Raw genomic sequence first — 17,429 nt, 5'->3', positions numbered from 1 at the left:
CGGAGCCCTATGAATCAGACATCTCGCGCCGTGAGAATCCTGAATGTCGATACGCTCTAGGCCGAACCTACCTGCATCAGCCGCTGGCTCCGGTCAGCGGCTGATGTCGGCCAGGACGCCGCCAAGCTCGTCGACCGCCTCCGGCGTCGTCGCCCATGAGCACATGAAGCGGACCGAGCCGTCCAGGAACCGATAGACGAACCAGCCCGCCGCATGCAGGCGGCTGAGCGCCCCGTCATCCATCTCAACAAACACCGCATTGGCCTCCACCGGGTGGCGCACCGTGAAGGGCATGAGCGCCGCCAGGCGCCTCGCCATGGCGTTGGCGTGGGCGGCGCGCTCAATGAAGGCGCCGCTCTCCAGCATGCCGATGAAGGGCGCGGCGTAGAAGCGGCCCTTGGAGGGGAGCTGGCCGGCCTGCTTCAGCCGCGCGTCGAACCGGCGGGCCAGCTGGCGATCGAAGATCACCACGGCCTCGGTCGGGGTCATGCCGGCCTTGGTGCCGCCGACGACCAGAATGTCGACGCCCATCGGGCCGATGGCTTTCAGGTCGAACCCGCCCGCCGCGGCGTTGGCCAGGCGCGCGCCGTCCAGATGCACCGCCAGCCCCTTGGCCTTGGCCGGCGCGACCAGGGCGGCCAGGGCCTGCGTCGAATAGGTCGTGCCGTACTCGGTGGCGTTGGTCAGTGACAGCGCCGCCGCGGACTGACGATGGGAGAAGTCGGGGGCGGCCAGGGGCGCGGTGAGCGTGTCCGGCAAGAGCCGGCCCGAGGCGCCCGGCAGGCCGATCAGGCCGATCCCCTGGCCGAAGAAGCCGGGGGCGCCGGTCTCGTCGGTGCAGATATGGGCGTGCTCGTGGGCCAGCACCGCCTCGAACGGCCGACAGAGCGCCGCCAGCGAGATGGCGTTGGCCGCCGTGCCGGAGGCGACGAACCGCACCTCGGCGTCGGCGTCCAGCAGGCCCCGTACAGCGTCGGCGGCGCGGGCGCTGATGGCGTCGGAGCCATAGCCCGGCGTGAACCCGGTGTTGGCGGCGATCAGGGCCTCGATCGCCTCGGGCGCGGCGGGGGCGGTGTTGTCGGATGCGAAATCGTAGCGAGCCATGTAACCCCACCTCTAGAGCGGCTTTGAGGTCCGACGAAGCCGCGAATTTCGTGGTTTCTTCATAGCCGCAGCCGCATCGTCCGCCAGGGGGATTAGCGGATGGGCGGCATCGAGGCGGGCGACCTGACGGCGAGGCTGGCCAGCGTGGCGCGCCTGACGCCGCACGCCATTGTCCTCTGCGACCCCGCCGGCCGGATCGATTGGGTGAACGACGGGTTCACCGCCATGACCGGCTTCACCCTGGCCGAGGCGGCCGGCCGCACGCCAGGCTCGCTCCTGCAATGCCCCGAGACCGATCCGGCGACCGTCGCCATGATGTCGGCTTGCGTCGCCGGCGGCGAGGGCTTCCGCGTCGAGATCATCAACCGCGCCAAGGACGGCCGGAAATTCTGCCTGGACCTCGATGTCCGTCCGACCTTTTCCAGCACGGGCGCGCTGGACGGCTTCATGGCCATCCAGGTCGACATCACCACGGCGCGGGACCTGCAGAACCAACTGAATTCGACCTCGGTGTCGCTGAAATCGGCCGGCCGTCTGGCGCGTCTGGGCGCCTGGGAGGTCGACCTCGCTGAGCGGCTGGTGCGCTGGAGCCCCGAGCTGGCGGAGCTGTTGGGGCGTCCGGCCTTGGTGGAGAGCCATCTCGACAGTCTGGTCATCTACGCCCCCGAGGTGCGGGAAGAGGTGCTGGCGCACATCAGCGGCGCCATCGAAACCGGCGAGCGGATCGACTTCGAGGCGCCGGCGCTGATCGCATCGGGCGAACGGATCTGGCTGCGGGTCATGGGCGAGCCGCGCATGGTCGACGGCAAGTGCGTGGCGCTGCACGGCGCCAGCCAGGACGTCACCGAGCAGCGCGAGGCCGTGGCCGATCTGCGGGAGTCCGAGCGCTTCGGGCGCGGGGTCATCGACGGGCTGGCCGCGCTGTTGACCGTCATCGACGACACCGGCGCGATCATCGCCGCCAACTCGGCCTTCAAGCAACTGGGCGCCCAGGTCGTCCAGGCCGACGTCTATCCGATGGGGCGCAATCTCTTCGCGGTCTTCGAGCGCCTGCCCGGCGGCCGGGGCCGGACGCTGACCAACGGGGTGAAGCGCGTCCTGGCCGGCCGGACGGACACCTTCGCCTACGCCTACCAGTCGCGCAGCGGCGAGTGGTTCCGTCTGACCGCCGCGCGCTTCCAGGGCGAGGGGCCGGTGCGGTGCGTGGTCATCACCCAGTCCATCGAGGACCTGAAGCGTTCGGAGAAACGGCTGAAGGCGCTCAACGCCTCGCTGAAGCGCGCGCGGGACGAGGCCAACGCCGCCAACGTGGCCAAGTCCGCCTTCCTGGCCACGATGAGCCACGAGATCCGCACGCCGCTGAACGGCGTGCTGGGCATGGCCCAGGCCATGGCCCGCGACGAGCTTTCGGATCGCCAGCGCGAGCGGCTGACCGTCGTGCGCCAGGCGGGCGAGACCCTGCTGGCCTTGCTGAACGACCTGCTGGACCTGTCGCGGATCGAGGCCGGGCGCCTGGAGCTGGAGGACGGCCGGATCGACATCGACGCCCTGGCGCACGGGGTGCAGGCGACGTTCATGACCCTGGCCAGCGAGAAGGACGTTTCGTTCGAACTGACGGTGTCGCCGCAAGCCCATGGCGCCTGGCGCGGCGATCCGACCCGGATACGCCAGATCGTCTACAATCTTGTCTCCAACGCCGTGAAGTTCACGGCGCGCGGGGCCGTGCGGCTGGCGGTCTCGCACGAGGCCGGAATGCTGGTCTTCAAGGTGGTCGACACCGGCCCCGGCATCGCCGAGGACCGTCTCGGATCGCTGTTCCAGAAGTTCGTGCAGGAGGACGCCTCCACCACCCGGCGCTATGGCGGGTCGGGCCTGGGATTGGCTATCTGCCGGGAGTTGGCGACCTTGATGGGCGGCGATATCGGGGCGGTCTCAAGGGTGGGAACCGGATCGACCTTCACCGTGCGCCTGCCGCTCGCCCGCGCCGAGGGTGGCCCCGCCGCCATCGATGCGCCGCCCGAGTTCGTGGCTCCGTCCGGGGATCTTCGCATCCTGGCGGCGGAGGACAATCCGATGAACCAGCTAGTGCTCAAGACCCTGCTGGCGCAGCTGGGCGTCGAGGTTCGATGCGTCGCCGATGGGCAGGCGGCTTGCGCCGCCGCCGCCGAGCAGGAGTGGGACGTCATCTTGATGGACGTCCAGATGCCGGTGATGGATGGCCCCACCGCCACGCGCTTGATCCGCGAGCGCGAACTGGCCGAGGGCCGCAGGCGTACGCCGATCATCGCGCTGACCGCCAACGCCATGGCCCATCATGAGGCCGAGTACACCGCCGCCGGCATGGATGTTCTGGTGCCCAAGCCGCTGGAGCTGGAGCGGCTGATCGGCGCGATCCAGACGGTGATGGACGCCGCGGCCTAGGGGCGGGCTCCCCCTCAGTCAGCTGCGCTGACAGCTCCCCCAACGGGGGAGCATCCTTGGTGCAGATCCTCCCCCGCTGGAGGAGGTGGCTCGGTGCGAAGCGCCGAGACGGAGGGGGCTCAGCCGACCTCCGCGCCCCAGGCCCGCACGTCGGTGACGAACAGGTCCGGCTCCTCCATCGCCGCGAAGTGACCGCCGCGCGGCTGGTCGGTCCAGCGGTTGATGTTGTAGGCGCGCTCGGCCCAGGAGCGGGGCGGGGCGGTGTAGAGCGGCTCGCCGGGGAAGTTGGCGAAGGCGGTCGGTGTCTCGCAGCGCTCGCCCTCCTGGAAGACCACGCCGCCCTCTTCGAGCAGGCCGCGATAGTACCAGGCGCCGGTCGCGAAGCTGTCGGTCATCACATAGAGCATGATGTTGGTCAGCAGCCGGTCCTTCGGGTGGACCTTGTCGAACGGACGCTCGCGCAGGTCCGACCAGTCGTGGAAGCGCTCAGCGATCCAGGCGGCCTGGCCGACCGGGTTGCCCGCGCCCATCCAGGCCAGCGACTGCGGCTTGGAGGCCTGGAGGCGGAAATAGGCCCCCATCACGTCCATCATCGCGCCCTGGCGGGTCATCCAGGCGATCTCGGCCTCGTCCTTGGGACCGCCATGGGGGCGGAAACCCATCATGTTCAGATGAATGGCGCTGACGTGGTCGCCGTGGTCGTGGGCCAGCCACGAGGTGACCAGCGCGCCCCAGTCGCCGCCCTGGGCGAGGTAGCGGTGATAGCCGAGCACGTCGGTCATCAGGGTGTTGAACAGCCGCGCCGTGGTGCGCTGGCCGATGGGACGCTTCGGTTTGGAGGAGAACCCAAAGCCGGGCAGGGACGGGATCACCAGGTCGAAGGCGTCCTCGGCTCGGCCGCCGAAGCGCGAGGGGAAGGCCAGCTTCTCGATCACGCCCCAGAACTCGAAGTGCGAGCCCGGCCAGCCATGGCTGAGGATCAGCGGCCGCTTGCCCTGCGCCTCGCCGACCACGTGCAGGAAGTGAATGTCGTAATCCTCGACCCGGGCGGTGAACTGCGGGAAGCGGTTGAGGTCGGCCACCGCCGCACGCCAGTCATAGGCTTCGGTCCAGTGGTGGCAGAGATCCTTCAGATAGCCGGCGTCGCAGCCATAGGCCCATCCGTCGGGAACCTCGGGGATCGGCGGCCAGGGATAGGCACGGACCTGATCCAGCACGGCCTGAACGGAGTTCTCGCTCCAGTTCACCTCGAACGGTTGGATCATTGTGCGTCTCCCCCTTGTCGCAGGGAAGATGGGGGTCTTGCCCCAAGGGCCGTCAAGCGCCTTCAGGCCCCTGGACGCAGGCCCTTGGCGAGCGCATGGCCCAGCTGCCGGTTGACCACGCGGGCCATGCCCTTGGGCAATTTGCCGGCCAGCTCCAGCGAGACGGCGCCGTGGGTCGCGGCCCAGAACATTCGACCGATCTCGTCGGGATCGCCCTCCAGCACCCCGGCCGCCACCAGGCCTTTGACATAGGCGTTCTGGTTCCGGTGGGCGCGGGCCGCCGCGGCGACCAGTTCGGGATAGTCGTCTTCGTGCGGCTGGTTCAGGTCGAACATCAGCTTGTAGGTCTGCGGGTGCTCGAAGGCGAAGGCGAGATAGGCCTCGCCCACGGCCGAGCTCTTGGCCTTGGCGCTGCCGACGGTGGAGGCCAGCGCGGTCTCGAGCGCCTCGGCGAAGCGGTTGAAGCCGTTGGTCCGCACGGCGGCCAGGATGTCTTCCTTGTCGGTGAAATAGCGATAGGGCGTCATCGGGCTGACCCCCAGCTCGGAGGCCAGCTGGCGCATGGTCACCGCGTCCGGTCCCTTCTCGGCGAACAGCTTTTCGGCCGCGTCGCAAAGGCGTTCGCGGAAGTCGGCGACGTCGGACTCGGAGAGGACGCGGGGCATCTGTAAACTCGGGCAAAGAAAGTGCTTGTCCTGAGGTAGCTCTTACGTAATAAATTTACAACGTAAAAAAGACGAGGACGCGATGACTGCCTGGGACGTGCTGATCAATCGGGACGATTTGCGTGATGTCGAGCTGCGCCATGCCGCCGAAAAAACCGATCTGGCCGATGGCGAGGCCCGGCTGGAGGTCGAGCGGTTCGCACTGACCGCCAACAACATCACCTATGGGATGATGGGCGACAGCTTCGGCTACTGGAAGTTCTTCCCGGCGCCCGAGGGGCTGGGCCGTATCCCGGTCTGGGGGTTCGCGCGGGTGGTCGAGTCCAAGGCGCCCGACGCGCCGGTCGGCCTGCGGATCTTCGGCTACCTGCCGATGTCGAGCCACTTCACGGCGCAGCTGTCGAAGGGTCGCAACGGCTTGGTCGACGTCGCCCAGCATCGGGCCGAGCTGCCGCCGACCTACAATGCCTATTCCGAGGCGCCGGAAGACGAGATGGACGATCACCGCGCCCTGCTGCGGCCGTTGTTCATGACCTCCTGGCTGCTGGACGACTTCCTGGGCGAGGACGAGGACGTCGGCGCGCTGGTGCTGTCGAGCGCGTCCAGCAAGACCGCCATGGGCCTGGCCTGGTTCGCCCGGCGCCGGGGCCTGGAAGTGGTCGGCCTGACCTCGCCGTCCAACGCCGCCAAGCTGGCTGAGCTTGGCCTCTACGACCGCATCGTCACCTACGACCAGGCCGGCGCGCTGAGCGCCAAGGCGCCCGCCATCTATGTCGACTTCGCGGGCGATCCGCAGGTGACCTCGGCGGTTCACGCCGCGCTCGGCGAGCGCCTGTCGCGCAGCATCATCGTCGGTGGCACCCACTGGCAGGCCGACCGCACGCGCAGCCAGCTTCCCGGCCCCGCGCCGGTGCTGTTCTTCGCGCCCGACCAGATCCGCAAGCGGGCGGGGGAGTGGGGCTACGCTGAGCTGGAAACCCGGTTCATGGCCGCCCTGCGCGCCTTCGTGGCCGAGGCTGCCTGGCTGAGCGTCAAACAACATGTCGGGCCAGAAGCCTTGGTCGCGGCCTATCACGACGTCCTCGAGGGCCGCGCGCGGCCCGACGAAGGGCACATCATCAGGCCGGTCTGAAACCGGCCAATTCAGGGAGAAGCGTCATGGATGGCGACGTTCGCATCAATCCGTATCTGTCCGGCAACTTCGCGCCGGTCCGCAGCGAGGACGACTTCGATCTCGTGGTGAAGGGCGAGATCCCGAAGGAACTGAAGGGCACGCTCTATCGCACCGGCCCGAACCCGCAGTTCGAGCCGCGCGGCGAGTACCACTGGTTCACCGGCGACGGCATGATCCACGCCTTCCACGTCGAGGACGGCAAGGTCAGCTACCGCAACCGCTATGTGCGCACGCCCAAGTGGGAGCTGGAGAATTCTGAGGGCCGCGCCCTGTTCGGCGGCTTCGGCAATCCGATGACCACCGACCCGATCGCCCAGGGCAAGGAGAGCGGGGTCGCCAACACCAACATTCTGTTCCACGCCGGCCGGCTGCTGGCGCTGGAGGAGGCCCACGCGCCGTTCGAGATGGCCGAGCGCACCTTGGACTCCAAAGGCTACGCCACCGAGTACAACGGCAAGGTCACCGCCCACCCGAAGATCGACCCCAAGACCGGCGAGATGGTCTGGTTCGGCTATGGTGTCGGCGACATGCCGTTGTCGGCCGGGATGAGCTACGGCGTCACTGACGCCAGCGGCAAGGTGGTGCGGCGCGACGACTTCCAGGCGCCGTTCTCCTCGATGGTCCACGACTTCCTGGTCACCGAGAACTACGCCCTGTTCCCGATTCTGCCGCTGACCGGCAGCCTGGAGCGGGCGATGAAGGGCCTGCCGGCCTATGCCTGGGAGCCGGACAAGGGCAGCCATGTCGGCGTCATGCGCCGCGACGGCGAGGTGGCCTCGATCCGCTGGTTCAACGCCCCGCCGTCCTATGTCTTCCACCCGATGAACGCCTGGGAGGAGGGCGGCAAGATCATCGCCGACGTCTTCCGCTATGACACCGCGCCGCTGTTCCCCAACGCCGACGGCTCGCCCGGCCAGCACAGCGCCGCGCGGATGGTGCGCTGGACCTTCGACCTCGATGGAAACAGCGACGCTATCAAGGAAGAGGCCATCGACGATCTGGACGGCGAGTTCCCGCGCTTCGACGAACGCTACGCCGGCTCGGCCCACCGTCACGGCTGGTACGCGGCCGATCCCAGCAACGCCAAGACCATTAAGCAGACGGCCATCGCCCACCTCGATCTGGTGACCGGCAAGCGCCAAGTCTACGCGCTGACGGGCGGCGACATGACCTCCGAGCCGGTCTTCACCCCGCGCTCCGCCGACGCGGCCGAGGGCGATGGCTGGATCACCGCGGTGGTCTGGCGTGCGGCCGAGGATCGCAGCGACCTGCTGGTGTTCGAGGCGCTCGATATCGCCAAAGGACCGATCGCGGTGGCCGAACTGCCACGCCGGGTGCCGTTCGGCTTCCACGGCAACTGGGTGGCGGGCTAGACTTCCCCTCGCCCCGCTTATCGGGGCGAGTTTGGGAGGCCGCATGAAAGCCATCTGGTACGACCGCACGGGCCCGGCCCGCGAGGTCTTGCAGTACGGCGATCTGCCGACGCCGGCGCCTGGCCAGGGTCAGGCGCTGGTCGCCATCAAGGCCTCGGGCGTCAATCCGTCCGATGTCGGGATGCGCGGCGGCTCCGCGCCCATGGCCTATCCCCGGATCACGCCCAACAGCGACGGGGCCGGCGTCGTCGAGGCGGTGGGGCCGGGCGTCCCGGCCTCATGGATCGGCCAGCGGGTCTGGTTCTACAACGGCCAGCGCAACGGCCGGGCGTTCGGCTCGGCCGCCGAGTACATCGAACTCGACACCGACCTGCTCAGCGTGCTGCCGGAGGGGGTCTCGTTCGCGCAAGGCGCGACGCTCGGCATTCCCTGCATGACCGCTCATCGCGCCCTGTTCCTGGCCGGACCGGTCCAGGGCCGCACGGTGCTGGTGACCGGCGGGGCTGGCGCGGTCGGTCACTATGCGGTGCAACTCGCCGCCTGGGCCGGGGCCACGGTGATCGCCACGGTCAGCTCGCAGGAGAAGGCTGAGCGCGCCCGGGCCGGCGGCGCGCATCACGTCATCGACTATCGCCGCGAAGACGTCGCCGCGCGGGTGCGCGAGCTGACGGACGGCGAGGGCGTACACCACGTGGTGGAGGTCGATTTCGGCGGCAACATCGCCTCGACCCTGGCCAGCGTCCGCATGAACGGGTCGGTCGCTTACTACGCCACCAAGGGCGCGCCGACGCCCGTCGTGCCGGTCGGGGCGGCCATGGGGCTGAACCTGATGATCCAGGGGGTCTATCTGCCGGTCTCGCCGCACGAGGCCCGCAAGCGTGCGCAGCAGGACATCACCCGCTGGATCGGGACGGGCGAACGCATCCTGTCGGTCGCCGGCCGTTTCCCGCTGGCCGACTGTGCGGGCGCCCACGAACTGGTCGAGGCCGGCGGCAAGGTCGGGACCGCGGTGGTGGAGCCATGACGACGCCGCAAGACACCATCCGCGCGCGGCGCAAGCTGACCAACAAGATCATCGCCGCCCACGACGCGGGGCGGCTGGCGCCGTTCTTCGACCGCCAAGTGAACTTGATCTCCGGCGAGGGCGGATTGCTGATGGGCGCCCAGGCGGTGCTGGCGGCCTTCCAGGCCCAGTTCGCCGATCCGAGCTTCGTCACCTACGCCCGGACCACCGAGAGCGTTGTGCTTGACGCCGAGGGGCAGCGCGCCGCCGAGACCGGGACCTGGGTCGCCACCTGGAAGGACGCGACCTCGTCCGGGTCCTATCTGGCGGTCTGGAAGAAGTCAGTCGGCCAATGGGTGATCGAGAGCGAGACCTTCGTGACACTGGCGTAGGCGCGTCCCTCCCGTCAGATGCTCCCCCTTTGGGGGAGCTCCCGGCCCCTTGGCCGGGTGAGGGGGACTTTGACTGCTTCAGCAAGCCCCCTCCGTCACGCTTCGCGCGCCACCTCCCAGAGGGGGAGGATCTGGTCGCAGCCAACCTTCACCGCGTCAAAAAGAATTCCACCGGCGCCCTGACCTCGATCCGCTCGCCGCGGACGGTATGCGGGGCGCCGGGGAAGGGGTTCGAGCGGTCCAGCATCGCCATGGCCTCGGCGTCGAGGCTGGCGAAGCCGGAGCTGTGCACCACGTTTCCGCGCAGCAGGCGGCCCTCGCGATCGACGGCGAACTGGACGTGTACGACACCTTCTTCGCGTCGCATCCGGGCACGCTTGGGATAGGTCTTGTGGGCTTCCAGCCAGGCGCGCAGGCGCGAGGCGTAGTCCAGGCTGGCGCCGTTGGGTGCGTCGATATCCAGGCCCTCGCGCGTGCCAGCCCGCTGCGGCGCGGCCGAGGTTGTGGATGCAGCGGCCGTGGACACGGCGATAGCGGGAGGCGCTGCGGCGGCGTTGGAAGGCGGCGAGGGGTCGGCCGGCCGGGAGCTATCTGGCAAGGCCTGGGGGAGTGTCAGGTTCGGAACAGGGGGCGCCGGCGCAGGCTCCCGAGGAGGGGAGGAAGGAGCCTGCGCCGACTGGCTCGGGGCGTGCGTCTCTCCGCCCCGAACTTGAACCAGTTCCGCGATCACCACGGTCTCGTCCCATACAGGCGGGGCGTCCGCGCCGGTCCGCATGACCAGCGCGATCAGCCCGACATTGAAGGCGGTCGAGACCGCCGCCGCCGTCACGCGTGTACGGGTGAGTTTCATCCTAGAAGGTCCGGGCGAGGGTGAGCTTGAAGGTCCGGCCCTCGGCGTCGAGCGCCGAGAGGTGGCGGCGGAACTGCTTGTCGAGCACGTTGTCGACGCCGGCCCGCAGCTCCAGCCCGGAGAGCGCGCCGTCCTGCGGCGTCCAGGTCACGAAGAGGTTGTGCACGCCATAGCCGCCGGTGCGTTTGCCGCCCGGTCCGATGTCCTTCTGGTCGGCGGCGAACTCGCCGCGCCAGCCGGCCGACAGGTTCAGGTCGGTGAACCTGTAGCCCAGCGTCACGTCCAACTCATCGGCGGGAATGGTGTTGAGCGGATTGCCGGTGATCTTGTTCTCGCCGTCGATCACCGACAGCCCGGCGCGGGCGAATAGGCCGCGCGAGGCGTATTCGGCCTCGACCTCGACGCCTTCGAACCGCGACTCGCCGACATTGACGAAGTAGGGCGAGTTGGCCGTGCCCCGGGTGATCAGGTTGGAGACGTCGTTACGGAAGGCGGTGACCTTCACCCGCACCGCGTCGCCTTGCGCGATCACCCCGTCGAAGGACAGGGTGACGCCGCCTTCGATGTTGTCGGACTCTTCGGGCTTCAAGTTGAGGCTGAAGTTCGAGGTGACGGCGCTGGTGCGGCTATAGATCTCGTCCAGCACCGGCATGCGCACGGTGCGGGCCACCGAGCCGAACACCGCGAAGTTGTCGCTCAGCGAATAGAGCACAGCCAACTTGGGGGAGGCGGCGGTGTCCTCGACGCTCCGGCGGGTGGTGACGCCTGCGCCCGGCTTCAGCTTGGTCTTGTCGATGCGAACGCCGGGGATGATGGTCAGCTTGTCGGACCAGACCAGCTCGGCCTGGGCGTAGACCCCGTACTTGTCCATGTCGCCTTCGGGGTGGGTGGCCGCCCCCGGATTGGTGACGCCGGCGGCGTTGACGCGCGGATTGCGCCGCTCCTGGCGGTTGGCCTGGACGCCCACGAACAGGAAGCCAGCCCAGTCCTCGCCCCACGAGAACCGCGAGGTGTTCTGGATGCGGCCTTGCCAGGTCTCGTAGGAGAATTCGGAATAGGTGACGCCGGGCAGGAAGGTGGTTTCGCGCTGCTCGACCTTGGAGTTGGCGTAGGAGCCCTGGGCTTCCAGGTTGAAGAGCTTGCTGCCGCCAAAGTCGTTTTCGTAGCCGACGACCGCGGTGATGTCGTCGACCTTGCGGCGCACCGGCGTCGTGCCGAAGGCCTCGGCCTGGTCGTACATCTGGGTGCTGTCGGAGCGCCAGTTCTGGTACGAGGCCCAGATGCTGTGCTGCTTGTCGCCGCCGACATAGTAGCGGCCCTTCAGCAGGTAGGAATTGGACTTCACGTTCGACGGGTTCACCGTCACGCCGTCGCCGCTCTTGTAGTGATCGGCGTCGCGGGCGGTGACGACGGCCAGCAGGTCGAGGTTCTCGCTGGGCTTGGCGGCCAGGATGGCCGAGCCGGACAGGCCCTCCGAATTGCTCTCGAAGCCGCCCTTCAGGCGAACGGCGAAGCGGTCGTCGCCCTTCAGGAAGTCGGAGGCGTCCTTGGTGGTGAAGTTGACCACCCCGGCCAGGGCGCCGGCGCCATAGAGGGTGGAGGAGGCCGGGCCGCGCAGGACCTCAACGCGCTTGTAAAGCTCGGGCTCGCTGAACAGCGCGCCCATCCGGTACTGCTCGTAGAACTTCGTCACCCCGTCGATCTGGGTGAGGATGCGGCTGTCGGAGTCGGCGATGCCGGTGCCCATGCCGCGGATGTTGAAGCCCTGGCCCAGGGCCGAGACGCCGCCGACCACGCTGACGCCGGGAATGGCCTCCAGCAGGTCGCCCATGGTCGTGGCCTGGGTCTGGTCGATGTCTTCCTGGTCGAGCGCGGTCACCGCCTGGGGGGTGTTGATGGCGACCTTCTCGGCGCCGGCCGAGACCACGATCCGGCCAAGTGAAAGCTGGGCGGCGGCGGTGCTACCTTCGCCCTTGGGGTGGGCTTCCTGGGCCTGAGCCGTTCCCGCCATCAGCAGGCAGGAGGTTCCGGCCAGCAGCGCCGCCCGGCTCCACCACATCGATCGCCCCATAGATATCTCCATATCAGTATGCAAATGCGAGTCAGTCGCATATTTGTTGCGCAACGCCCCCCGTGGGCGGTCGGCGAGCCGTCAATGCGCTATCGGAAAGATAATTGCAAGTGAGTCGCAATTGCACTATCCGGGTTTCAATTTTGAGAATGATGGAGCAGGGATCCTATGGGGCGATTAGGCTTTGCGGCGCTTGCGGGCGCCGGACTATTGGCGGCTGCGCCGGGCGTGGCCCTGGCGCACATGCCCTTTATGCTGCCCAACATGTTCGACCTGACCGATCGTGATCACATTACGGTCCAGGCCGGCTTCGCAGAGGACGCCTTCGTGTCCGAGGTGGTGATGAAGTCCGACGCCTTCCACACGCGCGGGCCGGGCGGCACGGTGACCCCGATCAAGGACGTCACCTATCTGCGCGACCTGACGGTGTTCGAGGCGCCGGTCCCGGCCAAGGGCACCTACCGGGTCTCGTCGGGCGAGCGGTTCGGCCGCGTGGGCAAGATGTACAAGGGCCCGGCCGGCGACTGGGTGATCGGCGAGGGCGCCGAGCGGCCCGCCGGCGCCCAACTGGTCGATGTCCAGAGCATGACCCTTGCCGAGGTTTATGTGACCCGCGGCTCGCCGACCAAGGACGCCCTGGCGCCCACCGGCAAGAGCCTGGAACTGCGGCCCATCACCCATCCCAGCGAGATCTTCGCCGCCCGGCCGGCGACCTTCGAGCTGCTGTTCGAGGGCAAGCCGGTGGCCGGCGCCAATGTCGAGGTCTACCGCAGCGCCGGCGTCTACGACGGCAAGAAGAAGGTGTTGGATCAGATCAAGACCGACGCCTCCGGGCGGTTCTCGATCACCCCGCCCGACGCCGGGACCTACCTGGCGCTCATCCGCCACCGTACGGCCTCGCCGGCGGGCGCGCAGACCCCCTACCGCAGCTACAGCTACACCCTCACCTTTGAAGCGACCGAATAGGACCCGCCATGACCGCTTTGCGTCTTCCCCTCGCCCTGACCGCGGCCCTGCTGGCGCTGGGCGCGGCCTCCGCCCACGCCGCTCCGCATGAGCACTCGGCCTTCATCATCGACTACGACATCGACAAGGACGGCAAGGTCACCGCCGCCGAGTTCAAAACCATCCGCGACCAGCGCTTCGCGGCCATGGACGTCAATAAGGACGGCGTCGTCGACGAGGCCGAATATGTCGGCGAGTACCAGGCCCGCCTGACCGCCCAGCTGGCGGCCTCCACCGAGACCGCCGAACGCAAGGCCGAGGAGGAGGTGCGCCAGATCCGCCAGGCCCATGTCCGCTTCGGCGTTCTCGACACGAACAAGGACAAGGCGATGTCGGCGGCCGAGTTCGCCGCCTCGGGCGCGCGCGCCTTCGCCGAGCAGGACGGCGACGGCGACGGCGTCGTTTCGGCCGGTGAGAAGAAGAAGGGCGAATGAGACTATCGACAGGCGGCCCGGCGGGTCGCCTGTCTCTTAGCGCGCCGCCGTCAGGCGGCGTTTAACCCTGCGAGCGAACTTGCGAAGTTCGCTTTCGCGCACCGGTGTCGGAGCCACGTCGCCCGACAGGTCCGGCACGCCGGCCTTCCGCGAAACCAGCACCTCGATGTACTCGGCCTGGATGCCGCGGCCCGGATCGTCGATCGTGAAGATCGTGGTCGAGAGGCCGCTGGCGGCGTCCCAATAGGCGGCGATGTCGTAGCCCCAGTCGACGGTGACCAGCGACCCGTTCGGGTCCATCGGATTGCCGTGGAACACCGGCTCCAGCAGGTGCTCCACCGTGCCATCGGCCTTGCGCCGCGCGCGGCGGACCGAGGGGCCTTCCTTGTTCACGATCGGCACGGTGCAGATGTGCATGCCGCCCGGCTTCAGGGTGCGGGCGATTTCACGCATCGCCAGGTCGGGGGCGAAGACGTGCTCCATGACGTCCTGGGTGACGACCAGATCGAACCTGGCGTCAGCGAAGGTCTGCCGCTCCAGGTCTTCCGAACGCCATCCCCGGGGGTGCACCGAGCCCCAGGGGATCGACGGGTCGTACTGGCTGGCCAGGTAGCCGGGCGCCTGGTCCTGCAGCCGGCGGCTGGCCGCGGTGCCGGGCGAGCTTTCGTGGATAGCTAGCTTGCGCCAGTCGGGGCGCAGCTGCGTCAGCACCGAGAACAACGCCCGCTCGCGCGGCTGCGAGCTGCAGTTCAGGCAGAGGAAGTGGTCGCGCAGCCAGGGATCCCTAGCCGCGAAAGTGCTGTCCTGCTCGCAGACCGGGCAGAAGCCGTCGACCTTGAGGACGTAGTCGCCCTGGGCCGCCGTCACCTAGATCAACGCCCCGTGGCAGTGCTTGAACTTCTTGCCCGAGCCGCAGGGGCAGGCCTGGTTGCGGCCGGTGTTTTCCCAGCCGTCCGGCAGGGCGGTGATCGGCAGGGCTTCGCGCTGTTCGGCCGACAGGCCGTCGGGCAGGGCCCCCATCTGGGCGATGTTCTCGCCGGTCAGCGGGTCCATGTGCACTTCGGTCAGGCCGGCCAGGGGCGCGACGGGTTCCGGCTCGGCGAACTGGAACTCCACCGTCATCAGCCAGCGGGTGACGTTCTGGCGCAGGTCGACCAGCAGCTTCTCGAACAGCGAGAAGGCCTCGGTCTTGTACTCGTTCAGCGGGTCGCGCTGACCATAGCCGCGCAGGCCGATGACGTTGCGCAGGTGGTCGAGGTGCATCAGGTGCTCGCGCCACTGCAGATCGATCATCTGCAGCAGGAAGCTCTTCTCGATGTTGCGCATCTGATCGGGGCTGATGATCTGCTCGCGCTCGGCGGCGCGGGCGTCAGCGGCCTTTTGCAGACGCTCCTGGATCTCTTCGTTGGCGATGCCGTCCTCGGCCGCCCACTGCGCGATCGGCAGGTCCATGCCCAGCAGTTCGGTGACGCGCTCGGTCAGGCCGGCGATGTCCCACTGTTCGGCATAGGCCTTGGGCGGCAGGTGGCGGTTGACCAGGTCCTCGATGGTGTCCTGGCGCATCTCGCCGATGACGTCGGACAGGTCCGTGGCGGTCATGAACTCGGCGCGCTGCTCGAACACGGCCTTGCGCTGGTCGTTCACGACGTCGTCGTATTTCAACAGGTTCTTGCGGATCTCGTAGTTCCGCTGCTCGACGCGCTTCTGGGCCTTCTCGATGGCGGCGTTCAGCCACTTGTGGGTGATCGCCTCGCCTTCCTGGACGCCGAAGGTGCGCATGATCGAGTCCAGGCGTTCGCCCGCGAAGATCCGCAGCAGGTCGTCTTCGCAGGACAGGAAGAACTTCGAGTGGCCCGGGTCGCCCTGACGGCCGGTCCGGCCGCGCAGCTGGTTGTCGATGCGGCGGCTTTCGTGGCGCTCGGTGCCGAGCACATAGAGCCCGCCGGCGGCCAGCGAGGTTTCCTTCAGGGCCTTGGTGTCGGTCTCGATCCGCGCACGTTCCTCGGCGGCGGCTTCCGGCGTCACCTCGATGCCGAGGCCGCGTTGCTCTTCGCGCCACTTCAGCACGCGGATGTCGATATTGCCGCCCAGCTGGATGTCGGTGCCGCGGCCGGCCATGTTGGTGGCGATGGTGACCGCGCCGGGGATCCCGGCGTCGGCGACGATCATGGCTTCCTGTTCGTGGTAACGCGCGTTCAGCACGTTGTGCGGCAGGCCGGTGACGGTCTTGCCCTGATACTCGAACTTGTGGGCCTTCATCAGCTCGGAGAGCTGTTCCGATTTCTCGATGGAGACGGTGCCGACCAGGATCGGCTGGCCGCGGACGTAGCAGTCCTCGACCTGCTTCAGGATCGACTGGTTCTTCTCGGCGTTGGTCCGATAGACCTCGTCGTCGTCGTCGATACGGGCGACGGGACGGTTGGTCGGGATCTCGGCCACGTCCATCTTGTAGATGTCGCCGAACTCCTGGGCCTCGGTGGCCGCGGTGCCGGTCATGCCCGACAGCTTGGTGTAGAGGCGGAAGTAGTTCTGGATCGTCACCGAGGCCAGGGTCTGGTTCTCGGGTTGGATATGGGCGCCTTCCTTGGCCTCGATGGCCTGGTGCAGGCCTTCCGAGAGGCGGCGGCCCTGCATCATGCGGCCGGTGAACTCGTCGATCAGGATCACTTCGCCCGCGCGGACGATGTAGTCCTTCTCACGGGTGTAGAGGATGTTGGCGCGCAGCGCCTGGTTCACATGGTGGACGATGGAGACGTTGGCGGCGTCGTAGAGGCCAGCCGAGTCCTGTTCCAGGTGCCCGCCGGTGGTCAGCATCTCCTCGACGATCTCCGAGCCTTCCTCGGTGAGGATGACCTGGCGCTGCTTCTCGTCGTGGTCGAAGGTCTTGGGATCCTTGATCAGCTCTTTCACGACCAGGTCGATGGTCTTGTAGAGCTCGCTGCGGTCCTCGGTTGGGCCCGAGATGATCAGAGGCGTGCGCGCCTCGTCGATCAGGATGGAGTCGACCTCGTCGACGATCACGAAGTGGTGGCCGCGCTGGACCATCTCTTCGGCGTCATAGACCAGGTTGTCGCGCAGGTAGTCGAAGCCGAACTCGTTGTTCGTCCCGTAGGTGATGTCGGCCTCGTAGGCCGCCTTGCGCTGACCCTGCGACAGGCCGTGAACGATGGTGCCGGTGGTCAGGCCGAGGAACGCATAGACCTGGCCCATCCAGTCGCCGTGCAACTGAGCCAGGTAGTCGTTGACCGTAATGACGTGGACGCCCTTGCCCGAGAGCGCGTTCAGGTAGGTCGGCGAGGTGGCGACCAGGGTCTTGCCCTCGCCGGTCCGCATCTCGGCGATGCCGCCGGCGTGCAGGACCATGCCGCCGACCAGCTGTACGTCGAAATGTCGCTGGCCGAGCACGCGCTTGGCGGCTTCGCGGACGACCGCGAAGGCTTCTTCCAGCAGGTCCTCAAGCGTCTCGCCCTTGGCGAGCCGGTCCTTGAATTCCTGGGTCTTGGCGCGAAGTTCGTCGTCGGACAGCGCCTGAATCTTTGGCTCGAAGGCGTTGATTTTCGCGACCCGCGAAGCCATCGCCTTGACCTTGCGGTCATTGGAAGAGCCGAAGAAGCGTTGGAAGATGCTCAAGGGAAACGTTCCGGATTTGCGGGATGGGGCCGGCGGCGGCCT

General features: G+C 67.9%; 14 protein-coding genes. 7 read left to right on the top strand and 7 right to left on the bottom strand.

What is annotated here, in order from left to right; translation table 11 throughout:
* Positions 1–93: 93 nt before the first annotated feature.
* Complete coding sequence (locus ASE02_RS10840) at positions 94–1,104, bottom strand: low specificity L-threonine aldolase (RefSeq protein WP_056734013.1); 1,011 nt, start codon at positions 1,102–1,104, stop codon at positions 94–96.
* Between the two features lie 99 nt (positions 1,105–1,203).
* Between ASE02_RS10840 and ASE02_RS10835 the strand changes: the two genes are divergently transcribed.
* Entirely contained in the window at positions 1,204–3,525 is a 2,322-nt protein-coding gene (locus ASE02_RS10835) for an ATP-binding protein (protein WP_056734011.1), read from the top strand.
* Positions 3,526–3,644: 119 nt separating this feature from the next.
* On the opposite strand, the gene ASE02_RS10830 is transcribed toward ASE02_RS10835, so the two are convergent.
* Positions 3,645–4,790: an epoxide hydrolase family protein gene (locus tag ASE02_RS10830; protein WP_056734009.1), complete on the bottom strand. Its 1,146-nt coding sequence runs from the start codon at positions 4,788–4,790 to the stop codon at positions 3,645–3,647.
* A 62-nt stretch (positions 4,791–4,852) separates the two neighbouring features.
* Positions 4,853–5,455 (bottom strand): TetR/AcrR family transcriptional regulator, encoded by a 603-nt coding sequence (locus ASE02_RS10825; RefSeq protein WP_056734007.1) that lies wholly within the window; start codon positions 5,453–5,455, stop codon positions 4,853–4,855.
* A gap of 82 nt (positions 5,456–5,537) precedes the next feature.
* Between ASE02_RS10825 and ASE02_RS10820 the strand changes: the two genes are divergently transcribed.
* From ASE02_RS10820 to ASE02_RS10805, 4 genes are read left to right on the top strand one after another with little or no spacing between them, the layout of a single operon-like run.
* Entirely contained in the window at positions 5,538–6,587 is a 1,050-nt protein-coding gene (locus ASE02_RS10820; protein WP_056734005.1) for a DUF2855 family protein, read from the top strand.
* A 26-nt stretch (positions 6,588–6,613) separates the two neighbouring features.
* Positions 6,614–8,002, top strand: coding sequence for a carotenoid oxygenase family protein (locus ASE02_RS10815; protein ID WP_056734004.1), 1,389 nt, complete (start codon positions 6,614–6,616; stop codon positions 8,000–8,002).
* A gap of 43 nt (positions 8,003–8,045) precedes the next feature.
* On the top strand, positions 8,046–9,026 hold the full coding sequence (locus ASE02_RS10810; protein ID WP_056734002.1) for an NADPH:quinone reductase: 981 nt from the start codon (positions 8,046–8,048) through the stop codon (positions 9,024–9,026).
* Positions 9,023–9,397: a nuclear transport factor 2 family protein gene (locus ASE02_RS10805; protein ID WP_056734000.1), complete on the top strand. Its 375-nt coding sequence runs from the start codon at positions 9,023–9,025 to the stop codon at positions 9,395–9,397. The genes ASE02_RS10810 and ASE02_RS10805 overlap by 4 nt, the downstream gene beginning before the upstream one ends.
* 148 nt (positions 9,398–9,545) lie before the next feature.
* Here ASE02_RS10805 and ASE02_RS10800 read toward each other — a convergent pair whose 3' ends face one another.
* Both ASE02_RS10800 and ASE02_RS10795 read right to left on the bottom strand, forming a co-directional pair.
* On the bottom strand, positions 9,546–10,247 hold the full coding sequence (locus ASE02_RS10800; protein ID WP_082602004.1) for an energy transducer TonB: 702 nt from the start codon (positions 10,245–10,247) through the stop codon (positions 9,546–9,548).
* Position 10,248: 1 nt separating this feature from the next.
* Positions 10,249–12,318, bottom strand: a complete 2,070-nt coding sequence (locus tag ASE02_RS10795; RefSeq protein WP_056733997.1) for a TonB-dependent receptor domain-containing protein — start codon at positions 12,316–12,318, stop codon at positions 10,249–10,251.
* Between the two features lie 168 nt (positions 12,319–12,486).
* Here ASE02_RS10795 and ASE02_RS10790 point away from each other — a divergent pair, with 168 nt between their 5' ends.
* The gene (locus tag ASE02_RS10790) at positions 12,487–13,284 is read left to right on the top strand and encodes a DUF4198 domain-containing protein (protein WP_056733995.1); all 798 of its coding nucleotides are present in this window, start codon (positions 12,487–12,489) and stop codon (positions 13,282–13,284) included.
* Between the two features lie 8 nt (positions 13,285–13,292).
* Positions 13,293–13,757 carry a hypothetical protein gene (locus ASE02_RS10785; protein ID WP_056733993.1) on the top strand — a complete coding sequence of 155 codons (465 nt, stop codon included), beginning with the start codon at positions 13,293–13,295 and terminating at the stop codon, positions 13,755–13,757.
* Positions 13,758–13,793: 36 nt separating this feature from the next.
* Here the strand turns inward: ASE02_RS10785 and ASE02_RS10780 are convergent, their stop codons facing one another.
* Both ASE02_RS10780 and secA read right to left on the bottom strand, forming a co-directional pair.
* Positions 13,794–14,624, bottom strand: a complete 831-nt coding sequence (locus ASE02_RS10780; RefSeq protein WP_082602003.1) for a bifunctional 2-polyprenyl-6-hydroxyphenol methylase/3-demethylubiquinol 3-O-methyltransferase UbiG — start codon at positions 14,622–14,624, stop codon at positions 13,794–13,796.
* Positions 14,625–17,387 (bottom strand): preprotein translocase subunit SecA, encoded by a 2,763-nt coding sequence (secA, locus tag ASE02_RS10775; RefSeq protein ID WP_082602002.1) that lies wholly within the window; start codon positions 17,385–17,387, stop codon positions 14,625–14,627.
* Positions 17,388–17,429: the final 42 nt, after the last annotated feature.

Origin of the sequence: Phenylobacterium sp. Root700 (assembly GCF_001429025.1) — a bacterium.
Taxonomy (GTDB): domain Bacteria; phylum Pseudomonadota; class Alphaproteobacteria; order Caulobacterales; family Caulobacteraceae; genus Phenylobacterium.
The sequence above is the reverse complement of the archived record's forward strand: the minus strand, read 5'-3'. Positions and strand labels throughout refer to the sequence as shown.